General features: G+C 69.8%; 25 protein-coding genes. 23 read left to right on the top strand and 2 right to left on the bottom strand.

Annotated elements, in window-relative coordinates; genetic code table 11:
• Positions 1 to 1,155 precede the first annotated feature (1,155 nt).
• The 19 genes from MZC64_RS31220 to MZC64_RS31130 all read left to right on the top strand — a co-directional run bounded on the left by MZC64_RS31220 (position 1,156) and on the right by MZC64_RS31130 (position 17,211).
• On the top strand, positions 1,156 to 1,635 hold the full coding sequence (locus MZC64_RS31220; protein WP_247760653.1) for a hypothetical protein: 480 nt from the start codon (positions 1,156 to 1,158) through the stop codon (positions 1,633 to 1,635).
• Positions 1,635 to 3,179 (top strand): hypothetical protein, encoded by a 1,545-nt coding sequence (locus MZC64_RS31215; protein WP_247760654.1) that lies wholly within the window; start codon positions 1,635 to 1,637, stop codon positions 3,177 to 3,179. The genes MZC64_RS31220 and MZC64_RS31215 overlap by 1 nt, the downstream gene beginning before the upstream one ends.
• A 179-nt stretch (positions 3,180 to 3,358) precedes the next feature.
• Positions 3,359 to 4,738, top strand: a complete 1,380-nt coding sequence (locus MZC64_RS31210; protein WP_247760655.1) for a phage portal protein — start codon at positions 3,359 to 3,361, stop codon at positions 4,736 to 4,738.
• Between the two features lie 265 nt (positions 4,739 to 5,003).
• The gene (locus tag MZC64_RS31205; protein WP_247760656.1) at positions 5,004 to 5,768 is read left to right on the top strand and encodes a hypothetical protein; all 765 of its coding nucleotides are present in this window, start codon (positions 5,004 to 5,006) and stop codon (positions 5,766 to 5,768) included.
• Positions 5,769 to 5,822: 54 nt separating this feature from the next.
• Positions 5,823 to 6,359: a hypothetical protein gene (locus MZC64_RS31200; RefSeq protein WP_247760657.1), complete on the top strand. Its 537-nt coding sequence runs from the start codon at positions 5,823 to 5,825 to the stop codon at positions 6,357 to 6,359.
• 31 nt (positions 6,360 to 6,390) lie between these two features.
• Entirely contained in the window at positions 6,391 to 7,317 is a 927-nt protein-coding gene (locus MZC64_RS31195; protein ID WP_247760658.1) for a major capsid protein, read from the top strand.
• 41 nt (positions 7,318 to 7,358) lie between these two features.
• Positions 7,359 to 7,763 (top strand): hypothetical protein, encoded by a 405-nt coding sequence (locus MZC64_RS31190; RefSeq protein ID WP_247760659.1) that lies wholly within the window; start codon positions 7,359 to 7,361, stop codon positions 7,761 to 7,763.
• Positions 7,744 to 8,124 carry a hypothetical protein gene (locus tag MZC64_RS31185; protein ID WP_247797765.1) on the top strand — a complete coding sequence of 127 codons (381 nt, stop codon included), beginning with the start codon at positions 7,744 to 7,746 and terminating at the stop codon, positions 8,122 to 8,124. The genes MZC64_RS31190 and MZC64_RS31185 overlap by 20 nt, the downstream gene beginning before the upstream one ends.
• Positions 8,115 to 8,453 (top strand): hypothetical protein, encoded by a 339-nt coding sequence (locus tag MZC64_RS31180; protein ID WP_247760661.1) that lies wholly within the window; start codon positions 8,115 to 8,117, stop codon positions 8,451 to 8,453. Before MZC64_RS31185 ends, MZC64_RS31180 begins: the two co-directional genes overlap by 10 nt.
• Entirely contained in the window at positions 8,454 to 8,741 is a 288-nt protein-coding gene (locus tag MZC64_RS31175) for a DUF5403 family protein (RefSeq protein WP_247760662.1), read from the top strand. It abuts the gene before it with no gap.
• A 46-nt stretch (positions 8,742 to 8,787) separates the two neighbouring features.
• On the top strand, positions 8,788 to 9,195 hold the full coding sequence (locus MZC64_RS31170; protein ID WP_247760663.1) for a hypothetical protein: 408 nt from the start codon (positions 8,788 to 8,790) through the stop codon (positions 9,193 to 9,195).
• A gap of 15 nt (positions 9,196 to 9,210) precedes the next feature.
• Positions 9,211 to 9,783 (top strand): hypothetical protein, encoded by a 573-nt coding sequence (locus MZC64_RS31165; RefSeq protein WP_247760664.1) that lies wholly within the window; start codon positions 9,211 to 9,213, stop codon positions 9,781 to 9,783.
• Positions 9,784 to 9,827: 44 nt separating this feature from the next.
• A complete protein-coding gene (locus MZC64_RS31160; RefSeq protein WP_247760665.1) occupies positions 9,828 to 10,178 on the top strand; it encodes a phage tail assembly protein in 351 nt (116 codons plus the stop codon).
• Positions 10,130 to 10,549, top strand: a complete 420-nt coding sequence (locus MZC64_RS31155) for a hypothetical protein (protein ID WP_247760666.1) — start codon at positions 10,130 to 10,132, stop codon at positions 10,547 to 10,549. Before MZC64_RS31160 ends, MZC64_RS31155 begins: the two co-directional genes overlap by 49 nt.
• Before the next feature lie 136 nt (positions 10,550 to 10,685).
• Positions 10,686 to 13,181, top strand: a complete 2,496-nt coding sequence (locus tag MZC64_RS31150; RefSeq protein WP_247760667.1) for a hypothetical protein — start codon at positions 10,686 to 10,688, stop codon at positions 13,179 to 13,181.
• Between the two features lie 53 nt (positions 13,182 to 13,234).
• On the top strand, positions 13,235 to 14,113 hold the full coding sequence (locus tag MZC64_RS31145; protein ID WP_247760668.1) for a phage tail domain-containing protein: 879 nt from the start codon (positions 13,235 to 13,237) through the stop codon (positions 14,111 to 14,113).
• A 98-nt stretch (positions 14,114 to 14,211) separates the two neighbouring features.
• Positions 14,212 to 15,327 carry a hypothetical protein gene (locus MZC64_RS31140; RefSeq protein WP_247760669.1) on the top strand — a complete coding sequence of 372 codons (1,116 nt, stop codon included), beginning with the start codon at positions 14,212 to 14,214 and terminating at the stop codon, positions 15,325 to 15,327.
• Positions 15,328 to 15,332: 5 nt separating this feature from the next.
• Positions 15,333 to 16,445: a hypothetical protein gene (locus MZC64_RS31135; protein ID WP_247760670.1), complete on the top strand. Its 1,113-nt coding sequence runs from the start codon at positions 15,333 to 15,335 to the stop codon at positions 16,443 to 16,445.
• Positions 16,446 to 16,512: 67 nt separating this feature from the next.
• A complete protein-coding gene (locus MZC64_RS31130; RefSeq protein WP_247760671.1) occupies positions 16,513 to 17,211 on the top strand; it encodes a hypothetical protein in 699 nt (232 codons plus the stop codon).
• A 3-nt stretch (positions 17,212 to 17,214) separates the two neighbouring features.
• Here MZC64_RS31130 and MZC64_RS31125 read toward each other — a convergent pair whose 3' ends face one another.
• Positions 17,215 to 17,679 (bottom strand): hypothetical protein, encoded by a 465-nt coding sequence (locus tag MZC64_RS31125; RefSeq protein ID WP_247760672.1) that lies wholly within the window; start codon positions 17,677 to 17,679, stop codon positions 17,215 to 17,217.
• 156 nt (positions 17,680 to 17,835) lie between these two features.
• Here MZC64_RS31125 and MZC64_RS31120 point away from each other — a divergent pair, with 156 nt between their 5' ends.
• From MZC64_RS31120 to MZC64_RS31105, 4 genes are all read left to right on the top strand, one after another.
• Positions 17,836 to 18,774, top strand: a complete 939-nt coding sequence (locus tag MZC64_RS31120) for an N-acetylmuramoyl-L-alanine amidase (protein ID WP_247760673.1) — start codon at positions 17,836 to 17,838, stop codon at positions 18,772 to 18,774.
• Positions 18,771 to 19,052 carry a hypothetical protein gene (locus tag MZC64_RS31115; RefSeq protein ID WP_247760674.1) on the top strand — a complete coding sequence of 94 codons (282 nt, stop codon included), beginning with the start codon at positions 18,771 to 18,773 and terminating at the stop codon, positions 19,050 to 19,052. The genes MZC64_RS31120 and MZC64_RS31115 overlap by 4 nt, the downstream gene beginning before the upstream one ends.
• 57 nt (positions 19,053 to 19,109) lie before the next feature.
• Positions 19,110 to 19,490, top strand: a complete 381-nt coding sequence (locus tag MZC64_RS48885) for a holin (RefSeq protein WP_308301092.1) — start codon at positions 19,110 to 19,112, stop codon at positions 19,488 to 19,490.
• 159 nt (positions 19,491 to 19,649) lie between these two features.
• Positions 19,650 to 20,213 (top strand): NUDIX hydrolase, encoded by a 564-nt coding sequence (locus MZC64_RS31105; RefSeq protein WP_247760676.1) that lies wholly within the window; start codon positions 19,650 to 19,652, stop codon positions 20,211 to 20,213.
• On the opposite strand, the gene MZC64_RS31100 is transcribed toward MZC64_RS31105, so the two are convergent.
• On the bottom strand, positions 20,207 to 21,235 hold the full coding sequence (locus MZC64_RS31100) for an XRE family transcriptional regulator (protein WP_247760677.1): 1,029 nt from the start codon (positions 21,233 to 21,235) through the stop codon (positions 20,207 to 20,209). The two genes, MZC64_RS31105 and MZC64_RS31100, sit on opposite strands and share 7 nt — an antisense overlap.
• Between the last annotated feature and the right edge of the window lie 493 nt (positions 21,236 to 21,728).

The following is a 21,728-nucleotide window of genomic DNA, read 5'->3' as shown; positions in this document are numbered from 1 at the left end:
GCTCGCCTGCGTGATCGTCTACTCGGGACATCAGGCCCCCTGTCGCCTCTCTGGGATTGAACTATCCGCGGAGTGCATCCGGATGCGCCGCGTTCGATGGCGGCGACAGTATGCGAGAGCAACTCTCCATGTCGAATCGCTGCTCGATGTCAAAAACGGGCGTTTTTGCATGGATCACCATATCGTCGCTGGTAATTGGCCAACTGGTCGACACTGCCAGCAAGATCAACTGCCATAAAGTTCACTCATGAGAGTGAAATGTTTGGTTGACACTCGTTCTAAAACCCCAGGTGGGAAGGGTTATGGTTCAAGTTCCGGCAAGTTTTTAGCCGGGTTATGGGACGAGTTGGCGCCGCAATCTTTCGCGAATTTCTATCGAATAGAATCTATCCACTCTTCCGGATCGCTCCGTCTGCTGATCTGCCCACTGGACTATCAAGCGACCTGTCGAGTGAGTTGCCAAGTGGTCTGTCGAGTGGGGCGCCAATCGGAGTGTCAATCGGACGGCCAATCGGTGGGTCCATCAGTGGGGCAATCGACTACCCCGCGGCTACCACCTGTGTAGCTGGCGAGTGTCAGCGGTGTGTCTCGCAGGTCTCAGCGGGAGCACCCAGTTCTGAACGGAGGTGACCTCTGCCGCGTGCCCCGTCCACCTGCGTTGAAGCTGACTGCCCGGCCGCTGCCACGATTGGCGCCCGATGCCTTACGCACCAACGGAATCAGCTTGCCAGCGTCCGTCGGGCATCCGATCGGCACCGCGGTAGTGCAGCCGCCCGCGGCTATGGCCGGGACCACCGCGCCCGCTTCCGGCCCGGAGTTCTCCGCCGGGACCCGGTGTGTGTCCTGTGTGGACAGCGCCCGGCCACGGTCGCCGACCACTGGCCCCGGTCCCGCCGCCAGCTGGTTGCCGACGGCGTCGACCCGAACGACCCCGCGCACGGCCGCGGCCTGTGCAAGCCCTGCCACGACGGCCACACCGCACGCCACCAGCCCGGCGGCTGGGCTGCCCGTCACCGATCGTGACCGCCGAGGGGTGGGGGGCAACCCCTGGAATCCCCAGGGGGGACCGTCCCGTTGAACGGCCTCGCCAGGTGTACGGGTTTCAAGGGCACTTCCGGCCGCTACCTACGGTGATGACGGGCGGGGGTGATCCCCGTGAGCCGACGCCCCGGCCCCGCCCCGAAAGACCCCGCCGACCGCGCCCGCCGCAACGCCGACCCCCTGTTGGCCGGGGGCTCGGACTGGACGGAGCTGCCGGACACTCCCTACGCCGGGCAGGTCCCGGAGATCCCCGAGTGGGTGGACGTCGGCGCCGTCGGCCACGCCTTCTACGCCCGACTGGCCGAACTGCCGCAGGCCGCGGCCTGGTCGCCCGGCGACTGGCTGTCTCTCCAGTTGGCCCTGCCGCTGGTGGAGCGCTACCTCGCCCGGCCCACCGCCGAGGTGTTCAAGGCGGTCACGGCCGGACTCGGCGCCGGGCTCGGCCTCACCTCCGCCGACCTGGCCCGCCTGCGGCGCCGCATCGTGCCCGCCGACCCGGTGGCCGAGGACAGCGCCGACCCGGCTGAGCCCACGTCCCGGCGCCCGCCCCTGCGGCTGGTCGACCCGGCCCTGTTGCCGGATGAGTCCGGCTGATGCCGTGGCGGGAACCCGCGCACCCCGGTGAGTTCCCCACCCTCGGGCACCTGGTCTATGACTGGGTGGCTGAGCACCTGGTCATCCCCGACGGTGACCACAAAGGACAGCCGTTCCTGCTCACCGGCGAACAGTACGAGTTCGTCTGCTGGTGGTACCGGATCGACCCGGAGACAGGGAAGTTCGTCTACCGCCGCGGCCAGTTGATGCGCTCGCAGAAGTGGGGCAAGGGGCCGCTGTTGGCGGCCCTGTCCGCCGCTGAACTCCTCGGCCCGGTACTGCCGGATGGGTTCGACGCCGACGGGGAACCGGTCGGCCGCCCGTGGCCCACCCCGTGGGTGCAGCTCACCGCGGTGAGCGAGGACCAGGCGGACAACACCTACTCCGCGCTGTTGCCGATGCTGCGGGAGGGGCCGCTTGCCAACCGGCGCGGCCTGGACGTCGGCCTGACCCGGGTGGTGACCGCCACCGGCGGGCGCCTGCAACGGGTCACCGCATCCTCGGGCAGCAGGCTGGGGCAGCGGATCACCTTTGCCTGCCAGGACGAAACCCACCTGTGGACCCCGAGTTCCGGCGGGGTACGCCTGGCCGAGACCCAGCGCCGCAACCTCGGCGGGGTCGGCGGCCGGGCACTGGAGACCACCAACGCCTACCGCCCCGGCGAACGCTCCGTTGCGGAGTCGACCTACGAAGCCGCGCGCAAGGACCGCAGCGTCTACGTCAACGCCCGCCACGCCCGCCGACACCTGAACCTGACCCACACCCGCGCCGTGCGCGCGGAGCTGCGCCACGTCTACGGGGACTCGGTGTGGGTGGACCTGGACCGCATCCTTGCCGAGATCCGCGACCCCGCCACCGGCGAGACCAACGCCCGCCGCTACTTCCTCTCCGAACTGGTCGCCGGAGAGGACGCGTTCTTCGACCCGGCCCGCTGGGCCGCCTGCGCCCTGCCGGGACTGGAGATCGCGCCCGGGTCGGCGGTGACGCTGGGGTTCGACGGGTCGGTACGCCACGACTGCACCGGCCTGGTGGCCACCGACCTGGACAGCCGATTCCAAGAGGTGTTCGGGCTGTGGTCCCGGCCCGAGGATGCCGGGCCGGACTGGGAGATCAGCACCACCGAGGTGACCGCGGTCCTGACCGCCATCATGGACACCTACGACGTGCGCATGGTCTATGCCGACCCGTGGGCCGGGTGGCGCGACACCGTGGGCACGTGGGCGCTGAACTGGCCCGGCCGGGTCCGGGAGTTCGACACCACCATGGTCAAGCCCACGGCCACCGCCCTGGACTCCTACCGGACCGCGATCGGCCGGAAGTCCTTGTCCCACAACGGTGACCCGGTGTTCGCCGACCACGTCGCCAACGCCATGATCCGGCGCAGCGGCCGGTGGAACCTGATTGGCAAGGACCGCGACCACTCGCCCCGCAAGATCGACCTGGCCATGTGCGGGGCGCTGTCCTGGCAGGCGTACCTGGACGTGCTGGCCGCGGGCTGGACCTCCGAGGAGGCAGGCGAGGACCGCATGGTCTTGCTGCCCTGACGGCGCCGACCGGCACAGAATCGGCCACTCCGCCTTGTGCGAACACATGGCCATCTACCTGCGGGAACATCGATGCCGGCATTTCCCTGACTGTCCACAACGGACAGTCTTGTTGGCGCTGGTTCAGTCTTTTATGGACGGTGCTGCGGAAAAGATCAAACGCAAGGGGGTGATGCCCCTTGCGTTGGCCTGCCACCGTTACGGCCGAGGACGCCAGCCGCCTGACCGCGGCCCTGATCACCAGGCACGCCAACCATGTCCCCGGCCTGCTGACCGCGGACCGGTACTACGAAGGCCGCCCCGGCCTGTCCTACCTGGACCCGCAGCTTGTCCGGCTGCTCTCCGGCCGTATCCGGCAGGTGGTGGTGAACTGGCCGCGCCTGGTGGTCGACTCCCACGCGGAACGCTTGCAGCTCAAGGGATTCCGTCTCCCGAATCAGTCCGGGACAGACCTGGCACTCAACGAGCTGTGGCAGGCCAACGACCTGGACGAACAACAGCATGACCTGCATACCGAAGCCTTGGTCTACGGCCGCGCCTACGCCATCGTGGGCGCGGCGGCCGAGGCCGCCGACGTGCCGTTGGTGACGGTGGAGTCCCCGCTTGAGGTCCACACCGTCCACGACCCGCGCACCCGGCAGGTGGCCGCGGCGGTCAAGGCGTGGAAGGACGGCGCCGAGGAGTTCGCCACCCTGTACCTGACCGCCGAGACCTGGCTGATGCGCCGGGCCTCCCGCGGCTGGGTCGCCGACACCGTGGACCGCCACGGCCTCGGACAGGTCCCCGTGGTGCCCTTCGCCAACCGGTCCCGGCCCCGGAACCCTTACGGGGTCTCGGAACTGGCCGACGTCATCCCCCTAGCAGACGCGGTCAACAAGATCGCGACGGACATGATGGTCTCCGGGGAGTTCCACGCCATGCCGCGGCGGGTCGCCTACGGCTTCGCCGAAGAAGACTTCGTAGGCCCCGACGGGACCCCGCTCAACCGGTGGGCACGGGAGGCACACGCCCTGTGGGCCACCCGCAAGAGCCCCGGCGACGCGCGGGTGGAACAGCTGCCCGAAGCCGACCTGTCCAACTTCCACAACACCATCAACCAGCTTGCCCGGCTGGTGGCCTCCCTGTGCGGGTTGCCGCCGCACTACTTGGGGTTCAGCACCGACGTACCGGCCTCGGCCGATGCCATCCGCAGCAGTGAGGCCCGGCTTGTCCGCCGGGCCGAGGCCCGGCAGAACCGCTTCGGCGGATCGTGGGAACGCGTGATGCGGCTGGGGCGGCGCATTGCCACCGGGCGCACCGATCCGGGGTTACGGCACCTTGAGGCGCTGTGGTTCGACGCGGGCACCCCGACGGTGGCCCAGCGCGCCGACGCCTCGGTGAAGCTCTACGCCGACGGCCGCGGCCCGGTCACCCTGCGCCAGACCCGGGAAGACCTCGGCTACTCCGAAGCCACCATCCACCGGATGGAAGCCGACGACCACCAGGCCGCCCGGCTGGACGGCCTGCGCCTCGGCCTGGCCCCCACCCACGACATTGCCCCCGGCGGGGACGCGGCCTGACCGCGCGCCGGGCGGCTCCGCCGACCTGTCGCAGACCCCTGCCGGGCAGGCCCCCAGCCGGTCACACCGAGTACTTCCAGACTAAATGCCGGCATAGCATCTCCGCAGGTCAGGGCCCATGAAACGTCCTGCAGCACACTTACGCAGCGTCACACTTCGGTGTGGCAGGCTCGTCTGAGGGAGGTGCGGTATCCCGTCCTCGGCCACCCTGGCCCGTGCCCACCAACGGGCCTTTGAAGCCCGACTGTTCGCCCTGTTCCGCACCGTGCTGGCACTGTGGCGCCGCCAGGTCACCCCCGCCGCACTCTCCGCCGGGCACGCCCGGTGGCTGATCACCGCGGCGCCGGTGGTGAACCGCCATGTGGCGCTTGAGGTCCAGCTCGCTGCCCGGTACCTGGCCCTGGACCTGGCCCACCGTCTCGGCGAGGTCCCGCCGTTGCCGCCCCTGCCGGAGTGGACCCGCACCGACCGGGTGGCCTTGCCGGAGTTCGAGCACCCCGAAGGCCAGCCCGGTGACCCCGGCGGCCGGGTGCGCCTGGTGGAGCTGGACCCCACCGAGTTCACCCGTAACAGCGGGAAGTTCGGCGACGGTCCCGTCAGCACCACTGAGCGTCTGGCCGCCACCCGCGCCCGGCTGGCGGCCCGGATCAACTCCGGCACCGAGACGGCCGAGGCGGTGGAGGCCACCGGCCGGGAAGCCGCCTCGGCCGCGCTCACCATGGCTCAGCGCGCCGGACAGCGCGCCTACGCCAAAGCCGTGCGCTCCCAACGGGTCGCGGTCGCCTGGCGCCGCTGGGCCGAACCCAGCGCGTGCACCTGGTGCCGGATGTTGGAGTGGCGCGGCCCGGTCTACCGCCGGGACAACGCGGGCTTCGACGCCCACAACCACTGCCGCTGCGTCGGGGTGGCCGTGCTGGCCGGAGAGACCTACCAAACCCAGGTATGGCGCCGTGCCCCCGGCCGTAGCTCCGTCTGGGTCCCCGCCGGGGACAAGACCACCACGACCGCCCGCAGCAACGGCGCCGACTGACCCCCGACCACGCCCACACCCCCACGTCCCTGGTGGACAGAAAGGAGGTGCGGCATGTCCGACCCCGCCGCGCCCGACACCCCCGCCCCGGGCGAGCAGCCCACCCCGACCGCCCCCGTCCCGGCGGCTGTTCCGGCGGCGGGTGCCGTACCCGACCCGGTGGCCGCGGTCCTGGCCGAACTGGCCGCCGTCCGCGCCGCCCTCCCAGCCGCCACGGCCCCGGCTGCACCGGCGCCGCCTCCCGCGCCCCCTGCGGCCCCGCCAGCAGTCGAACAGGTCGCGGCCGAGTACGCGCCCCTGGCGGCCCGGCTGGACGCCGTAGAGGCCGCCCTAGCCGCCGACCGGGTCCGCCAGCTGCGTACCACCGCAGCCACCGCGCACGGTCTGGCCCCGGCCGATGTGGAGCTGATCACCGCCACCGACCCGGCCCAGATCACCGCGCAGGCCGCGCACCTGGCCGCCCGGCTGACCCCGCTCACCCGGCCCGCGCCCGATGCCGGGCAGGGCGCCCGCGGCGGCGCCACCGCCAGCACCGCCACCGGCATGGACCGGCTCCGCGCAGCCTTCGGCGCACTCAACACCAATCCCTAGAACCCCTGTCGCGTAAGGAGAATCCCGCCGAGTGGCTGTCACTCTCGCTCAGGCCGCAGCCCTGATCCCCGACCCCGTGGCCCGCGGGGTCGTGGAACTGTTCATCAAGGAATCCAACGTCCTGGACCGCCTTCCCCTGGAACCGGTCACCGGCAACGCCTGGTCCTACAACCAAGAGGAAGCCTTACCAGGCACGGCTTTCCGCACCGTCAACGAGGCTTACGTGGAATCCACCGGGGTCATCAACCAGGTGGTGGAAAAGCTGAAGATCCTCGGCGGTGACGCCGACGTGGACCGCTTCGTCCAGACCACCATGGGCGGCACCCTCGGGGACCACCTGGCCCAGCAGACCAACCTGAAAGTCCGCAGCACACAGGCCACCTTCAGTGAAGCGCTGTTCACCGGCGACACCCTGTTGGAGCCCAAGGGTTTCGACGGGCTGCGCAAGCGCCTGGTCCGCGATCAGGTCATCGACGCCACCGGCGACCTGACCCCCGGCACGGTGGAGGAAGCCCATGCCCAGCTTGATCAGCTGGACGCCCTGTGCGCCGCGGTCTCCGGCGGCCCGGATGTCATCTACGGCAACAAGTCCGTGGTGGCCAAGCTGAAGGGGTTGTTCCGCCGCTCCGGCGGGTTCGAGCAGGTCCGCAACGACATCACGGGTAAGACCGAACTCACCTGGAACGGTGTGCCTGTGGTGGACCCGGGCAACACCTTCGACGGGCGTCCGGTCCTGCCGGTCGACCCAACCAACGGGACCGACCTGTACGCCTTGCGCTTTGCCAGTGGCCCCGGCGAAGTCGGGGTCATGGGCATCACCAACGGCAACGTGCAGACCACCCAGCTTGGCGAGTTGCAGGACAAGCCCGCGCACCGGGTGCGGATCGAGTTCTACGCCGGGCTGGTGGTGCAGGGCGGCCAGGCCGCCGCCCGGCTGCGCGGTGTGAAGCTGAACTGACCCAGCCGTCCCTGTTCGATGCAAAGGAGGACCCCGCCCCCGTGGCAACCCGACTGTCCAACGACGTCACCAAGCCCCAGCCCACCGAACCCGGCGACGCCCCGGCCGACACCACCGACCGCCGGGAACGCGCCACCTCGGTGGCCCCGGACAAGCGGGCCGCCGCGGCGGCCGGACACCGCACGGTCAACGCCGTGGTCAAAGCCGGGGATCTGCCCGCCCTCCCGCCGCCGCCCGGCGGCGGCCGGGTGGAGACCTACAAGCAGCGCCGCGCCGACGGAACCGAGGTCACCGTCACGCACAACTACGACACCGGAACCACCGCCGTGGCCGCCCCGCCGACGCCCGAGGAGACCACCCCGGCCGAGGCGGCCCCGACCGGCCCGGCCGCCGAGGAGAGCGCCGCCGGGCAGGAAGCCGGACGAGGTGCCCGTACCCGAGGTTGACCCTGCCGCGGTGGCCGCCCTGCTGGGCAAGGACTCCCTGACCGCCGCCGAAGCCGCCCGCGCCCGCGTGCTGGCCGCGCTGTCGTGGGCGAGGATCACCGGCGCCAAACCTCGCCTGGCCGTGCGGGTTCCGGCCTCGGCGGCGGCTGTGCTGGCCGCGATCGTGGCCCGCAACATGCGCAACCCCAAGGGATACCGGGCTGAGAACCTGGGGGACTACAGCTACCAGCTTCTCGGCGGTGACCCCACCGCCCTGGACCCCACCGGCGAGGAGTGGACCCAGCTGGCGCCGGGCGACGCCTTCACCATCCTGCCCGGCGCTGCGCCGCCGCGGCCGACCTGCACAGGGGGGTGCTGCTGAGCCTGCTCACCGACGGCCCGGAGACGTTGACCGTCTACCCCGAACACCACACGACCGACGCCGAGGGCAACCCGGTGGCCGCGCCGGACTTCACCCGGCCGGTCACCGTGCCCGGCTGCTGGGTCTTTCCCTTGGACACCACCGAAGACCACACCACCGGGCAGCGCTCCACCGAGCGGTACCGGGTCTACACCCAGGCCGCTCCGGTCACCGCCTGGTCGGCGGTGGACTGGCGCGGCCAACGGTATGAAGTGGACGGAGAACCCCAGCAGTGGCAAGCACACCCGCCCCTGCACCACGTGCGCGCCACCATCAAGAAAGCAGGCTGATTGGCAACCATCAAACGCAACACCGTCTACGTCGTAACCCACATGCGCGGGGTCAAGGCCGCCGTGGCCGCCGAGGCCAAGCAGATCGGAGCACGGGCAACCAGCCTGCTGGCCGAGCATCGCCACGACGGGGACACCCGCGTTGAGGTCAACCGCCACAAGACCGACACCACCGTGGACCTGATCGATGACGGGAAGGCCGTCGTGGCTATCGAGTTCGGCCACCTCACCAGCACGGGCGAGTTCGTGCCCGGCCTGAACATCCTCAGCCGGGCCGCCGGACTCTGACCCCGCCCGCACCGCGCCGTTCTCGCCGACCGAGAGGGGGTGATGGTTGGACGCGGTGCCCCCGGCCGAGGTGGTGGTGGTCGCGGTACTGCGCGCGGCCCTGCCGGGCCTGAGCGTGGTCACCCTCATCCCGGCGCCCTCGGCCCGCAGGATGCCGCTGGTGTGGGTGCAGCGCACCGGCGGCGCCGCGGTTCACCCGCTCTGGCTGGACCGCGCCACCCTGGCCGCCGAGTGCTGGGCGGCCACCCGCCCGGCCGCGGCCGAACTCGCCGGGAAGGTCCGGGCCGCGCTGTTCGGCGCCTACCGCCGCCAGGCCGTCACCACGGTGGGCAGCCTGGCCAGCTTCCGTGAGCTGTCCGGCCCGGCCGAGATCCGCACCGCGGCCCAGCCGGAGAACCTGACCCGGATACGGGCCAGCTACGAACTCGGCATCCGCCCGCCACCTGCCCCCTGATCCGGAAGGAACCTGTTGCCGCTCAACGACTCTGCCGTCTTCCTGCCCTCGGTGGTGCACATCTTCACCGCCCCGGTGGGTGGCCCGGCGCCGACCCTGGCCATGGTCAAGGCCGCCCCGGCCACCGCCCCGGCCGGGTGGGATGACCTCGGCCACTCCTCCACCGAGGAAGACATCGAGTTCGACACCGACGGCGGGGACTCCGAGGTCAAGGGTTCCCGCCAGGTCCGCAACCTGCGGGAGATCACCGAGGCCACAGTGGACTTCCTGTCAGTGAACTCCATCCAGCTGACCAACGACACGCTGACCCTGTTCTACGGCCCCGGCGGGGACACCTCCAAGCCCGGCCAGTACGACGCACCCTCAGCGTTCGGCACCGCGGAACGCGGTGTCCTGCTGGTGTTCCTGGACGGTGCCAAGCGCGCCGGGCTGTGGTGGCCGCGGACCTCGATCCGCCGCAACGGCGGCATCGGCGCCGCCGCGGATGACTTTCTCCGCTTCCCGCTGCGCTTCACCCGGCTACAGGCATCCGGCCAGCCCTCCGAGCGCTGGCTTGCCGACGGCCTCGGCGCCACCCTGGCCCCGTAGCTCACTACCACCGTTCCCTTGTCCACCAACGGAAACGAGACGACATGACCAGCTTCACCCTGGCCGACCTGCACGCCGAGATGGAACGCCAGTTCGGGGACTTCACCTACACCACCGAGGCCGGGCCGGTGCGCCTGCGCGCGGTCCTGCGCCTGCCCGAGGCCGACCGCAGCAAGGTGGAACAGCTGCTCTCCTCCCTGGACGGCTCCACCACGCGCACCACCAACGACACCATGGCGGTCATGCGGCACGTGCTCTGTCTGTGTGCCGACCAGCCGGACCGGCTGTTCACTGAGCTGGACGCTCAGCCCGAAGCCGCCGCCCTGGTGCTGGTGCTGTTTCAGCGGTGGGCGGAGCACACCCAGCCGGGGGAAGCCTCGCGCTCGGCCAGCTGATCACCGACCACGGCGCGGCCCTGCTGGCCGACCTGCTCCGCTTCTACGGCCTGGACCTGGCCGACGTGCTCCGGCCGGGTTCCGGGCTGAGCCCCCGCCGTGTGCTGGCCCTGGCCGAGCAGCTACCCGAGGACAGTGCCACCGTGGCCTCCCTGCGCGGCGGCCCGGAACACCGCGGCTGGACCGGTGACCGCTACCTGTTGGCCGCGCTGGCCGACGCGGCCCGCCTGGGCAACTGGCAGCGCGGTGGCGGACACGGCCGCCGACCACAACCCGTTGCCCGGCCCCGGCTACGTCGCCGAGGTGCCGCGGCCGGGCTGATCTCCCGCACCATCGCCGGGCACCGCGCCCGGACACCCCGCAAATCCTAGTTCTCTGGCCTGCGGGGACCTTCACGCCGGCGTGAGCCTCCGATCCACTTGCGACAGTCTGCAATGGACTGTTGTGCGGGCCGGTCGCGGCTGACCGGCTTCCCTCCGTTCCTGTGCGGGTGGGGGGTGGTCGCGGGTGGCAGAGGCCAGTGGGCCGGAGGTCGGAAGTCTCCGGCTTCGGGTACGGCCCTACACCGGGAACTTCGTCCCCTCCCTACAGCGCTTCGCCGAGCGCACCGAGAACCGCACCGCGCTGGCCCTGCCGGTGGTGCTGGACACCAGCGGGTTGGACCGCCAGGCCAAGGCCGCCGCCGTGGTGGCTCAGCGGGTTGCGCGGGTGGAGCTGGCGGCCGGGCTGGACGTGCGCAAGGTGCTGGCCGAATTGGCCATCCTGGCCCGGCTGGCCACCGCCGCGGCGCCGCCGGTGGAAATTCCGGTGACCGTGCCAGTCTCGGCCTTCGCCCGGCTGCGCGGCCAGCTGGCCGACCACCTGCGTCAGCTCTCAGTGGTGCAGCGGGCACTGGAGATCAAGGCCGAGCTGGCCAAGGAAACCCCGGTCCGGCTGGCGCTGAGCGTGGCCGCCTTGGTAGGGCGGCTGTCCGTGGGCGCGGTGTTTCACCTGCGGGCGCAGCTGGACCGTGACCGGCTGGGCGCCGCCGCCGCGGCGGTCGGCAAGGTCATGCTCTCGCTCACCCAGCTGGGCCTGTCCGCGGGCGGGGTGGGCCTGGCCGTCGGCGGCCTGGTCAGCCTGGCCGGAGCTGCGTCGACGGCATCCGGCGCAGTGGCCCTGCTGCCTGCCGCGCTGCTGGCGGCCGGGGCCGCGGCGGTGACGTTGAAGCTGGGGTTCCACGGCCTCGGCGACGCACTGTCTTCTCTCAACGACACCAAGGCATTCAACGAAGCACTCAAGCAACTGGCGCCGAACGCCCGCGGCTTTGCCGTGGCAGTGCGGGAGATCGCGCCCGGCTTCCGCGACCTGCGCATGGACGTGCAGAACGCACTGTTCGACGGCATGGCCAAGCGGGTGAAAACCCTGGGGGCGGACTACCTTCCGGTGTTGCGCACCGGCCTGGTGGACACCGCCAGCTCCCTGAACAACGCCACGGCCGGATTCGCGGCCTTCGCCGCTGAACAGCAGACCATCCGCGACACCGCCGGAATCTTCGGCAACAGCCAGGCCGCGCTGTTCAACCTCACCGAGGCCGTTCAACCCTTGCTGACCGCGTTTCGCGACGTGGCCGCGGTGGCCTCGGAGTTCCTGCCCGGCCTGACCGCCGGGGCCGGGCAAGCAGCGCAGAAGTTCGCCGAGTTTGTAGGCAAGGCAAGGGAATCCGGTCGTCTGGCCGAGTGGATCAGCGCCGGGTTGGAGACCCTGGCCACCCTGCGGGAACTGCTGGGCAACGTCGTGGACATCATCGGCGCGGTTCTGAAAGCCGGGCAGGACACCGGCGGCGGCCTGCTCCAGATCATCACCCAGCTCACCGGCCAGGTCAGTGCGTTCCTGCGCTCCGCGGAGGGCCAGCAGATGCTGTCCGGCCTGTTCTCCACCCTGGCCTCGGTGGCCTCGGCCGTGCTGCCGATCCTGTTGGAAGTCGGCAAGATCGTGGGCACCGTGGTGGTTCCGGCCATCGGGAAGTTCATCACCGCCCTGTTGACCGGCGGCGGACCGCAAGCCCTGCTGGACGCGCTGCGTACTTCCCTTGAGACTATCGCCCCGGTCATGGAACCCCTGGGCACCGCGGTGTCGAACCTGGTTGCCGCGCTGGCGCCACTGCTTCCGGCGATAGCGGAGCTGGCCGGGAAGCTGCTCACGGTACTGGCCGAGGCACTGTCCAAAATCGACTGGAAACCGTTGGTGGACGGGGTACTTGCCCTTTTCGATGCGCTAGACCCGTTGCTAGAGCCCATATCCACGCTCATCACCGAACTGGGTGTGCTGATCAGCGACAGCCTCCCACAGGTCAAGTTCGGGCTGGAAGGGGTCAGTGTCGGAGTCCGGATCGCAGCCCACATCCTAGGGTTCTTGATCAGCGTGGTGAGCGAGGTGATTCATGCTTTCAACTGGCTTCGCAGCAGGATTTCCGAAGCGGCACAATGGATCGGGGACCGGATCGGGGAGCTTGCCGACTGGATCGGCCGCAAGCTGGATGAGGCCGGGCGGTTCTTCTCCGACCTGGGCGGCACCATCCGCCGCGCCCTCGGCGACGCTGGCCGCTGGCTGCTGGACACCGGCCGGGACATGGTCCGTGGATTAATCCAAGGCATCGGCGACATGGCCCGGTGGGTCTATGACAAGGTCCGTGACCTGGCCCGCGGAGCGGTGGACGCCATCAAGCGGTTCCTGGGAATCTCCAGTCCCAGCAAGGTCTTTGCCCGCCTCGGCCGCTTCACCGCCGAGGGCTTCGCCGACGGGATGACCGCTGGTATTCCCCTGGCCCTGGCCGCCGCGGCCCGGCTGGCCGAGGCGGCCGAGTTCGCCCCGCCGGAGTTCGGCCCGCCCGGCGGGACCGAACTGGCGGCCGGAGCACCCGGCGGGGTGGTCATCAACGTCTACCCGCGCGAAGGCCAGTCCGAAGAGTCCGTAGCCGCCGAAGTCGCCCGGCGCCTGGCCTTCCAAGGGAGGTTCCGCTGAGTAGCCCCACCGCCGGGTTCCCCACCGGCCTGCCGCTGGCCGAGACCTGGACCGTGGACGGGACGGTCTTCAACGGCGACCCGGCCGCCAACGGGGGTGCTGAGATCGTGGTGACCGATGAGTCCGGCTGGTTCTCCTCGGCGCCGGTGCGCACCGGCCGGGAAGACCGCCCCGATACCCATGGCACCTACCGCGCCCCGACGTGGCGCGGTGCCGCGGTCATCACCCTGGCCGGGTGGCTGTGGGCACCCAACCCGGTTACCCGGCGGGCCGCGGAGATCCGGCTAGCCGGGCTGTGCTCCGATCCGCACGCGCTGTATCCGTTGCGGCACAACGACACCAGCACCGGTGAGGACTCGGTGCGCCTGGTGGAGCTGGACGGCCCGGTCCTGATCAACCAGCAGGGACCCCGGCACGCCGGGTGGTCACTGCAACTGGCCGCCCCCGACCCGGCCCGGTACTCGGCCTACCCGAACACCCTGTCCACCGGGCTGCCCCGCGACGGCGGCGGCCTGGACTGGGATACCGGGGGCCTGGGCAGCCTGGACTTCACCGGTGGCGGCCTGGGCGGCCTGGACTTCGGCACCCCGTCCAGCACGGGCGCGCTGACCCTGACCAACCCGGGCAGCGCCCCGGCCTGGCCCGCCTTCACCATCACCGGCCCGGTCCAGTTCCCCGAGGTGATCGACCCGGCCACCGGCGCCGGGCTGGCCTTCGCCGGGGACCTGGCCGCCGGGCAGAGGCTGGTGATCGACACCCATCCGCACCGCCGCACCGTCACCCGCGACGGCATCGGCGGCTTCCGCCCCTACCTCCGTCAGGCCGCCTGGCTCTCCGTCCCGCCCGGCGGGGCGCTCACCGTCGCGTTCCGGGCCACCAGCTACACCGCCGACGCGCTGTTGACCGCGGCGTGGCACACCACCTGGTGGTAACCCAGCGTAGAGCGCCAGCTCCGGCCGGCGTGGACGTTTTCCCAGGTCGGCTCATGCCGGCCTGACTGCTGGCGACTACAGCAAGTCATCGAATCTGAGTGAAGGGGGACACCCTGCCCGCCGCCGTTCCCATGACCGACGCGTGGTCGCTGCAAGGCCGCAACTCCGCCCGCGACGGCCGCCACACCATGGCCGCCTACCTCGGCGCCCTGCCCGCCGCACCGTTCACCACCCGCCCCGGCGTGCTGCCCTCCACCACCACCGACGGCCGCGTGAGCGACCTGCGGGTGATCACCGCGCCGACCCCAGACCGGGCCGTCCAGGTACTGCCCGGCCACGCCGTCATCACCCGCCCCGGCGAAGGCCCCTACCTCTGTTGGTCGGCGGCCACGCTCACCGTGCCCGCCGACCCGGCCGACCCGACCAACCCGCGCACCGACCTGGTGGTGGCCCGCCTGTGGGACCCCGCCATCGGCGACCCCGCCGCCCCGCTCGGCCCGGTGGCCGAGGTCATCACCGGCCGGGCCTCGCCCACCCCGGCCCCGCCGGAGACCCCCGGCAACGCCATCGTGCTGGCCGAGCTGACCCGCCCGGCCGGAGTCGATGCGATCGACACCACCCGCATCACCGACCGCCGCCGCTCCGCGGTCCTGCGCGGCGCCGTGCGCGTCCTGCTGCCCGGCGACGACCCCGGCGAAGCCGGGGCGCACCCGGGCGCCTACCGCCACCGCAACGGACTGGAGTACTTCGACGGCACCCTGTGGCGCGGCATCCTGGCCCCGCCGCCGATCACCACCACCGTGGCCGAACGACGCGGCCACACCGAAGCAGAGATCCTGGTAGCCAACCTGACCGTCCCCGACCCGGGCTGGCCCTACGTCATCGTGGCCACCGGCGCCGCCGAGGTCATAGCCTCCGATCAGGAAGGCGAGGGTGTGCCCGCCGGGCGCGCTGACCTGACGTTGCGCCTGGACTCCTCGGCCGGGCCGGTGATTGGCGTAGGCGTCGGACCGGACACCGCCGCGGTGCGCGGAGCGGGCGGGACCGCCCGGCGACTGGTCCGCCAGACCATCACCCACCCCGGCCGCTCCGCCGTGCTCACCGGATCGCACGCCGTGCTGTTGCTGGTGACCCGGGCATTCGGGGACGCCAACTTCCGGATCGGTAGCGCCGGGTTCAACGGCTCCCTGATCGTGCAGGCGGTGCCCGCCTGACCCCCTTGTCTCCCAACTGGACCTGCCTGGCGTTTGAGACCACCACTGGGCGCATCGTGGCCGAACTCGACACCGTCGGCGCCCCGCAGTTCACCGCCGGGGTCAACGAACCCGGCTCCCTGCAAGCCACCATCCCCGTGGCGCACCTGGCCGAGGCCGAACGCGACCGGGTCCGCGGACTCCTCGGCCACCCCCGGATCTCCCTGGCGTGGTGCTACGGCGACTGGGTGGCCCAGGCCGGTCCGATGTGGACACACCGGGTCGCCGGGTCGAACGTGGTGGTGGGCGCCTCGGGGTTGTGGAAGCTGCTGGCCGAACGCGCGATCCTGCCCGCCTCCTACGCCTCGGTGACCGACCCGTCCGCAGACTCCACGTTCGGCCCGGCCGCCCTGGGCACGGTGGCCGCCGACATCGTGCGCGCCAACCTCGCCCGCCGCGGCGGGGCGCTGCCGATCGTCTTCCCCGCCCGCCTGCCCGGCGAGCACACCCGCAGCTACCGCGGCTACGAACTGCGCAGCGTCGGTGAAGCTCTGCGCACCATCACCGCAGAGGAGTTCGGGCCGGACATTGAGTTCCGGCCGCGGCTGCGCGCCGACCGCATCGCGATCGAATGGGTCATGCGGATCGGCGCCCCGTACCTGGGCGGGGAAGGGGCGCCCCCGGCCTGGGACTACGGCACCGGGCTGGCCGAGGTGGCGGTGGACTCCGACGCCACCAACCAAGCCTCCCGGACCTGGGTCCGCGGGGACGGGTGGGAACGCGGATCGCTGATCGGCCTGCACCGCGACGACACGTTGACCGACCGCGGCTGGCCGCTGGTGGACCACATCGTCACCGAACACACCTCGGTGCGCGAACTGTCCACCTTGGACCGGTTGGCCCGGTCCTACTCCGCGCTGTACCGGCGGCCGATCGAACTGTGGTCCGCCCGGGTCAACGTCCCGGCCGGTGGGGTTTCCCACCACCAGCTTGCCCCGGGCTTCACCGCGGTGTTCGGCATCACCGACCACCCCTGGATTCCCGCCGGGCAGTACACCCGCCGCGTCATCGGCATCGGCGCGGCCACCAACCCCACCGACTTGGCTCTGACCATTGAAGCCACCCCGGCCGAAAGGTGACCGCATGCCCTTGACCCCACGCACCAACGATCACGTGTTGGACTGGATGAGACGGGCTGAGTCCAGAATGGACGAAGCCGACCGCCGGACGCTCTACTCGGTGGTGATCTCCGCCGGTGGCCTGACCGTCCAAGACCTCGGCGGCATCAAACAGGTGGACCGCGACGGGGACACGGTGTTCTTCGTCGGCGGCGGCACCGGAGCCTTCACCCGCCCCGACGGGTCGCCCCAGCCGATTTCTTACCTGGCCGATGACCGCGGCAGGTGGAGAATCGCGGTCTTCGACCCCAACCCCAACCTCGGCGACTACCGCCAGTTCGTTGCCATCTATGACTACAGCGGCAACATCATCCTCGGCGACGACGTGGAATCCGGCACCGGGCTGGCCCGCCCCTACGTCCCCTTGTCGGTCAGTGACTCCCACTTCTCGCGCTGGCCGGGGACCGACCGCGGGGAGTGGACCACGCTGAGCAAGGTGCGGCTGTCCAACCAGCACCCCCGCTTGAGCATCGATGCCCGGCACACCACCGACCAGTCGGCCACCACCGGCGAAATTCGGCTGTGGGGCCGCACCGACGCCAACCCCGGCGGCACCCAGCTGGGCGAGACCAAACAGGTGGTGTTCGCGGAACAGCTGGGCGGGTGGACCGTGCCCGCCGTCGGCCGGTGGGCCGAAATGGCCGAGGTATGGCTACAGGCCCGCCGTACCGGGGGAACCGGCACCGTGCGGGCCTGTATCGCCTACGCCAGCGGGGTCCAGAGCTAGCGCTCAGGCGGAGCCGTTGCGCAACCCGTCGTCCAGGCAGTCCGGCACCGTCTCGCCCTTGCGGCACTTCTCCGGCGGCCGGGTCCACGTCGTGGTTGCAGGCGGGACCTGGGCTTCGGGGGTGCTGCTGGCCCCGCCGCCGTTCCCGCCGCCCGCACCCGGCTGGCCCCCGGTGCCCGGCCGGGCCGAGGCCGACGGCGCCGTGCTGCTGGCCGAGGCTGGGGCGGAGCTGCCCGCGGCCGGGCTGCCCGGCCCGCCGCCCGGCGCCGACGAGGTCGGCGCCGACTTCGCCCCGGCCGGACTCGTCGTCACCGTCGGGGCCACCGTCACCGGGTTGGGCTGCTGCTCCACCACCGTCACCGGGTCCGGCCCCGAGGTCACCAGGCCGATCACCACCACGCCGAGAACCGCGATCACCGCCAAGGCGCCGAAGAACACCTGTTGCGGAATCCGAGACAGCCGCGACACGCCAACCCCCTGAGTCACCGGCCGCCCCCCGGCGGCCGTATCCGCCTGTCTATCGCTCTGCGTGCCCGTAGCGCTACAGCCAAGGCCGAATACGCCCCTGTGCTGCAACAACAATCCCTGATTGGAGGGGTCGCCCTGCCTCATGCACTGACCTGGATGGGGGATGCCCTGCGCGCGGCTGGCCTGCGCGTGGTCGAGATCCCCGGATGGACCACCCGCGGCCACGGCAACGTCGCCGACATCCGCGGGGTGATGCTGCACCACACCGCCGGGCCGCCCGGCGGGGTCTTCCCCTCCCGCGGCGTGCTGATCAACGGCCGCAAAGGGCTGCCCGGCCCGATTGCCAACCTGGGCTTGGACCGTGACGGCACGTGGCACCTGGTGGCCGCCGGACAGGCGTGGCACGCCGGGAACGGGTACGCGCCGTGGTGCGGCCGGAACAACGGCAACGCCCACACCATCGGCATTGAAGCCGAGTCCACCGGCGGCGGGGACTGGACCCGCGCGCAGCTGGCCAGCTACCCCCGCGGCGTGGCCGCGCTGCTGGCCCGCCTGCGCCTCCCGGCCTCCCGCGCCATCGCTCACCGCGAATGGGCGCTTCCGCCCGGCCGCAAGGTCGACCCGGCCCGCTGGCCGGGCGACCTGCCCGGCTTCCGCGCCACCGTGGCGCGGCACCTCACCGAAGGGAACACCGCTCTGTCCTGGGACCAGCAGATCACCGACCACAAGGGGCTGACCCGGCCCGCAAGCCGCTGGACCACCGACGCGGCCAACAACGCCTACTTCGCCCTGGCCCACCTCACCGAACCGGTGCGTTCCCGCTACGTCGGCCCCGACGGGGTGCAGTCGGACTACCACGACGACCTGCGCGGCTTCGTGCTCAACACCGACGCCAACGCCTATGACACCAAGCGCCGGGTGATCGAGCTGGCCGCCGAGGTGGCCGCGCTGCGCACCGAGCTGGCCGCCGCCCGCGCCGCGCTGACCGTGGTCGGCGCCGACGTCGGCCAGACCCGCACCGACGTGGCGCAGGTGCTCACCCTGCTGCGCCCGCCCCAGCCCCCGGCCGCCAGCACCGGGCAGGTGGCTGCGTGAGCGAGGAGAAGACGCCGGAGCCCGCGCCGGACCGGTACCGCGGGGCGGGCATGTACCGCCACCGCGTACCGGTCCGGTGGCTCAAGGACGGCAAGACCCTGGGAATCAGCGTCCGTGCCCGGCTGGGCGGATACGACTACTACTGCGCGATCGGCCAGCCGGTCCGCGTCGGCCTGGACGAAGCCGAGGCATGGGGGCTGTGGGCCTGCCTGGGCGCCGCGCTGGCGGCCAGCAGCACCCGGCCGGACTGGCTGCGCACCGACCTTGAGGCCGAGTAGCCACAGGAAGAGGTAACTTTCCGTAGCCGTCCTGCAGGACGGCTACAAGCTTCTGACCTGCACGAACGGAATGCCGGCATTTGGTGGCCGGATACGTGTAGTCACCGCCTGGCGGGCCGAACACCGCCGGGCCGTCCGGCCGCCGCACCAGCTCACGGCCGCGGGCACCCGGCCCGCAGCCACCCACCGAAAGGAGACCCCCTGTTCACCCTCGCCTACTGGCGTGACCTCACCGAACGCATGATCACCACGGCCGCCGCCGCGGCCGTCGGCGCACTCGGCGGAGAGTCGTTCAACCTCTGGACCGTCGACGTCAGCCAGGTCACCGGCGTGGCCCTCGGCGCCGCCCTGGTCGCGCTGCTCCTCGGCCTGGCCGGTCGCGGCGTCGGCGACCCCAGCACCGCCGGGTTCACCAACCACCGCAAGACCAACACCTGACCCAGCCACAACAGCGCCCCCGCCCTGCAACCGCAGGGCGGGGGCCACCTGTCGTTGTGACGGACTCCGACGAAACCTGGGGTATCAGCGTCCGCACCCTGGACGACAGCGCGGTGTGGGGGCTGCGGTTTATAGAACACGGGCGGTAGCGTCCACTAGGTGACTTCCGAACAGACGTCTCCGGAACCCACCCGGTGGACCATTCACGGCGAGCGTGTAGTAGATGCAACACGGCGATTGTCTCTCAATATTGCATCGGTGGAGCTTCCGGATGGGGTTCGTTTTGAACAGTACGTGTTGAGAATGCCGAAAGCGGCAATGATGGTTGTCATAGACGACCATGATTGCGTACTTATGATGTATCGACACCGATTCATTATGGACAAGTGGGTCTGGGAACTCCCCGGCGGCTACGTAGATCCGAACGAGGAGCCTGCTATTACAGCCGCTCGCGAAGTTGAAGAGGAAACGGGTTGGCGACCTCGGAACGTTAGGCCCCTTGTTTCCCTGCAACCCATGGTTGGAAGTGCGGATGCCGAGAATCTAGTTTTCGTAGCCCGCGGCGCCGACTTCATCGGAGAGCCTGAAGATATCAACGAAGCTGAGCGTATTGATTGGGTCCCGCTGCATTCCGTGCGCAAGAAGATTGCGTCTGGCGAGATTATTGGAGCAGCATCTCAGGTGGGCCTGCTCCATGTGATTGCATACCCGGAAGACTACTGACTTTCGGGAGTTGAAATTCCCGCTTGCTCCATCTTCTCGTAGACCGCCTGAACCTGCAAGGTTGATCGAAATGGGGACAGGCGGTTTCCGAGATCGGCAAGATACGCCACTGTTCGCACTGAGCGGACACGTTGAGTCATATCCAGCGCCTTGATTCCGAGGGTGCATGCCTCTTCCGGCTGCCGCTTATCGGCAAGGATAGAGGCCAGCAAGGCGGTATTGAACAGACGTCCCCGATCGTAGCCTTCGTTCATAGCCAATGATCGGCGAGCGTACAGCTCTGCGTCGTCAAGCTGACCGAGTTCGCGGAAAGTGTGCGCGAACTTTGCGGCTAGATATGACTCATCGAAATAGGAAAGCCAAGCTGGTGTTTGACTGCTGCTGTATGAACCGAATACTCGCTCGGCCTCAGTCAAGGCGGCCAGACTGTTGCGCCTTTCGCCAAGCAGAGCGTATCCGTGAGCTTGCATCACCGAAGTCTCGGAGCAGAGGGCTGAAATTCCAGTCCGTTTGGCACTCTGGTGGGCCGACAATGCCAGATCGATAGCCGATTCGGCCGATCCAGAAAATGCTTCCTGATGACTCATGGCGGCGAACATTTCTGCCACAAGTGACTCATCGTTGGCCCTATCGCTTAGCTGAACGGCTTCGCGCAGGTGTCGCCGACCTTGCGGAGAGTTGCCAGTATCGTAGGCAATCCAAGCCGCTGCCTGATACATCTCTGCCGCAGCTCGATATAGCTCGAAATCCTCATTCGCCCTGCTGGCATTCCTGTGAAGTAGCGGCTGGACGTTGGACTTAAGAAACGAATCAATGGTGATCCTGATAGCCCTATGTCCGCCACCGTGCTTATTGTCTGCGTGTCGAAACGCCGCCGTCATTCCCCTGATTACAGATACGTCCGAACTCTCATTCGGGGATGCGGTCCCGGTAGCTGAATCGGATATCGGCTCCGGTAGAAATGAGGTACCCAAGGTGGTCGCCGTCAGGCTTGCGGCCTTGAGGAAGCTTCTGCGCTGCATGGCTTCAAGGCTACCTTGGCTCGTCGCGGATCTCGATTCCTCCAGGGCATAATTTACCTTGAACCATAGAAGTTGCGGAGGAATTATCAACCTTTCGGCCCACTCGCGAAGGCGATTAAGGTCAGATGGCGGAGAGCTAGCCCTTTCAAGCTTGCTTACCCTGGCTTGACCTATGCCCAGAAATACCGCCATGGCCAGTTGAGAAATTGTAGGATTATGGGCGTGCCTGTACGCGTACAGGAACCTACCGAAGTGTTGCGAGGCAAGAGCGGACTTGACCGCCGGGTTGTTCCAGGCTGCCGGGTCGTGTCGCGGCCGATCGATCCTCACGCAGGCAGTGTACCTGCTGACATCCACGGAGAGTAGCGACACGAACACGGTCTGACCTGCGGATATTCCTCCGAGGAATATCCGGGCTGCGGATATTCCTCGGAGACGTTTCGTTTGGCTTGCGCGCTGGTGATGCTTCCGGCCATGGCCGCATCACGTTGGG

The sequence above is a fragment of the Crossiella sp. S99.2 genome (genome assembly GCF_023094165.1).
GTDB lineage: Bacteria > Actinomycetota > Actinomycetes > Mycobacteriales > Pseudonocardiaceae > Crossiella.
This window is presented reverse-complemented; position numbering and strand designations above follow the sequence as displayed.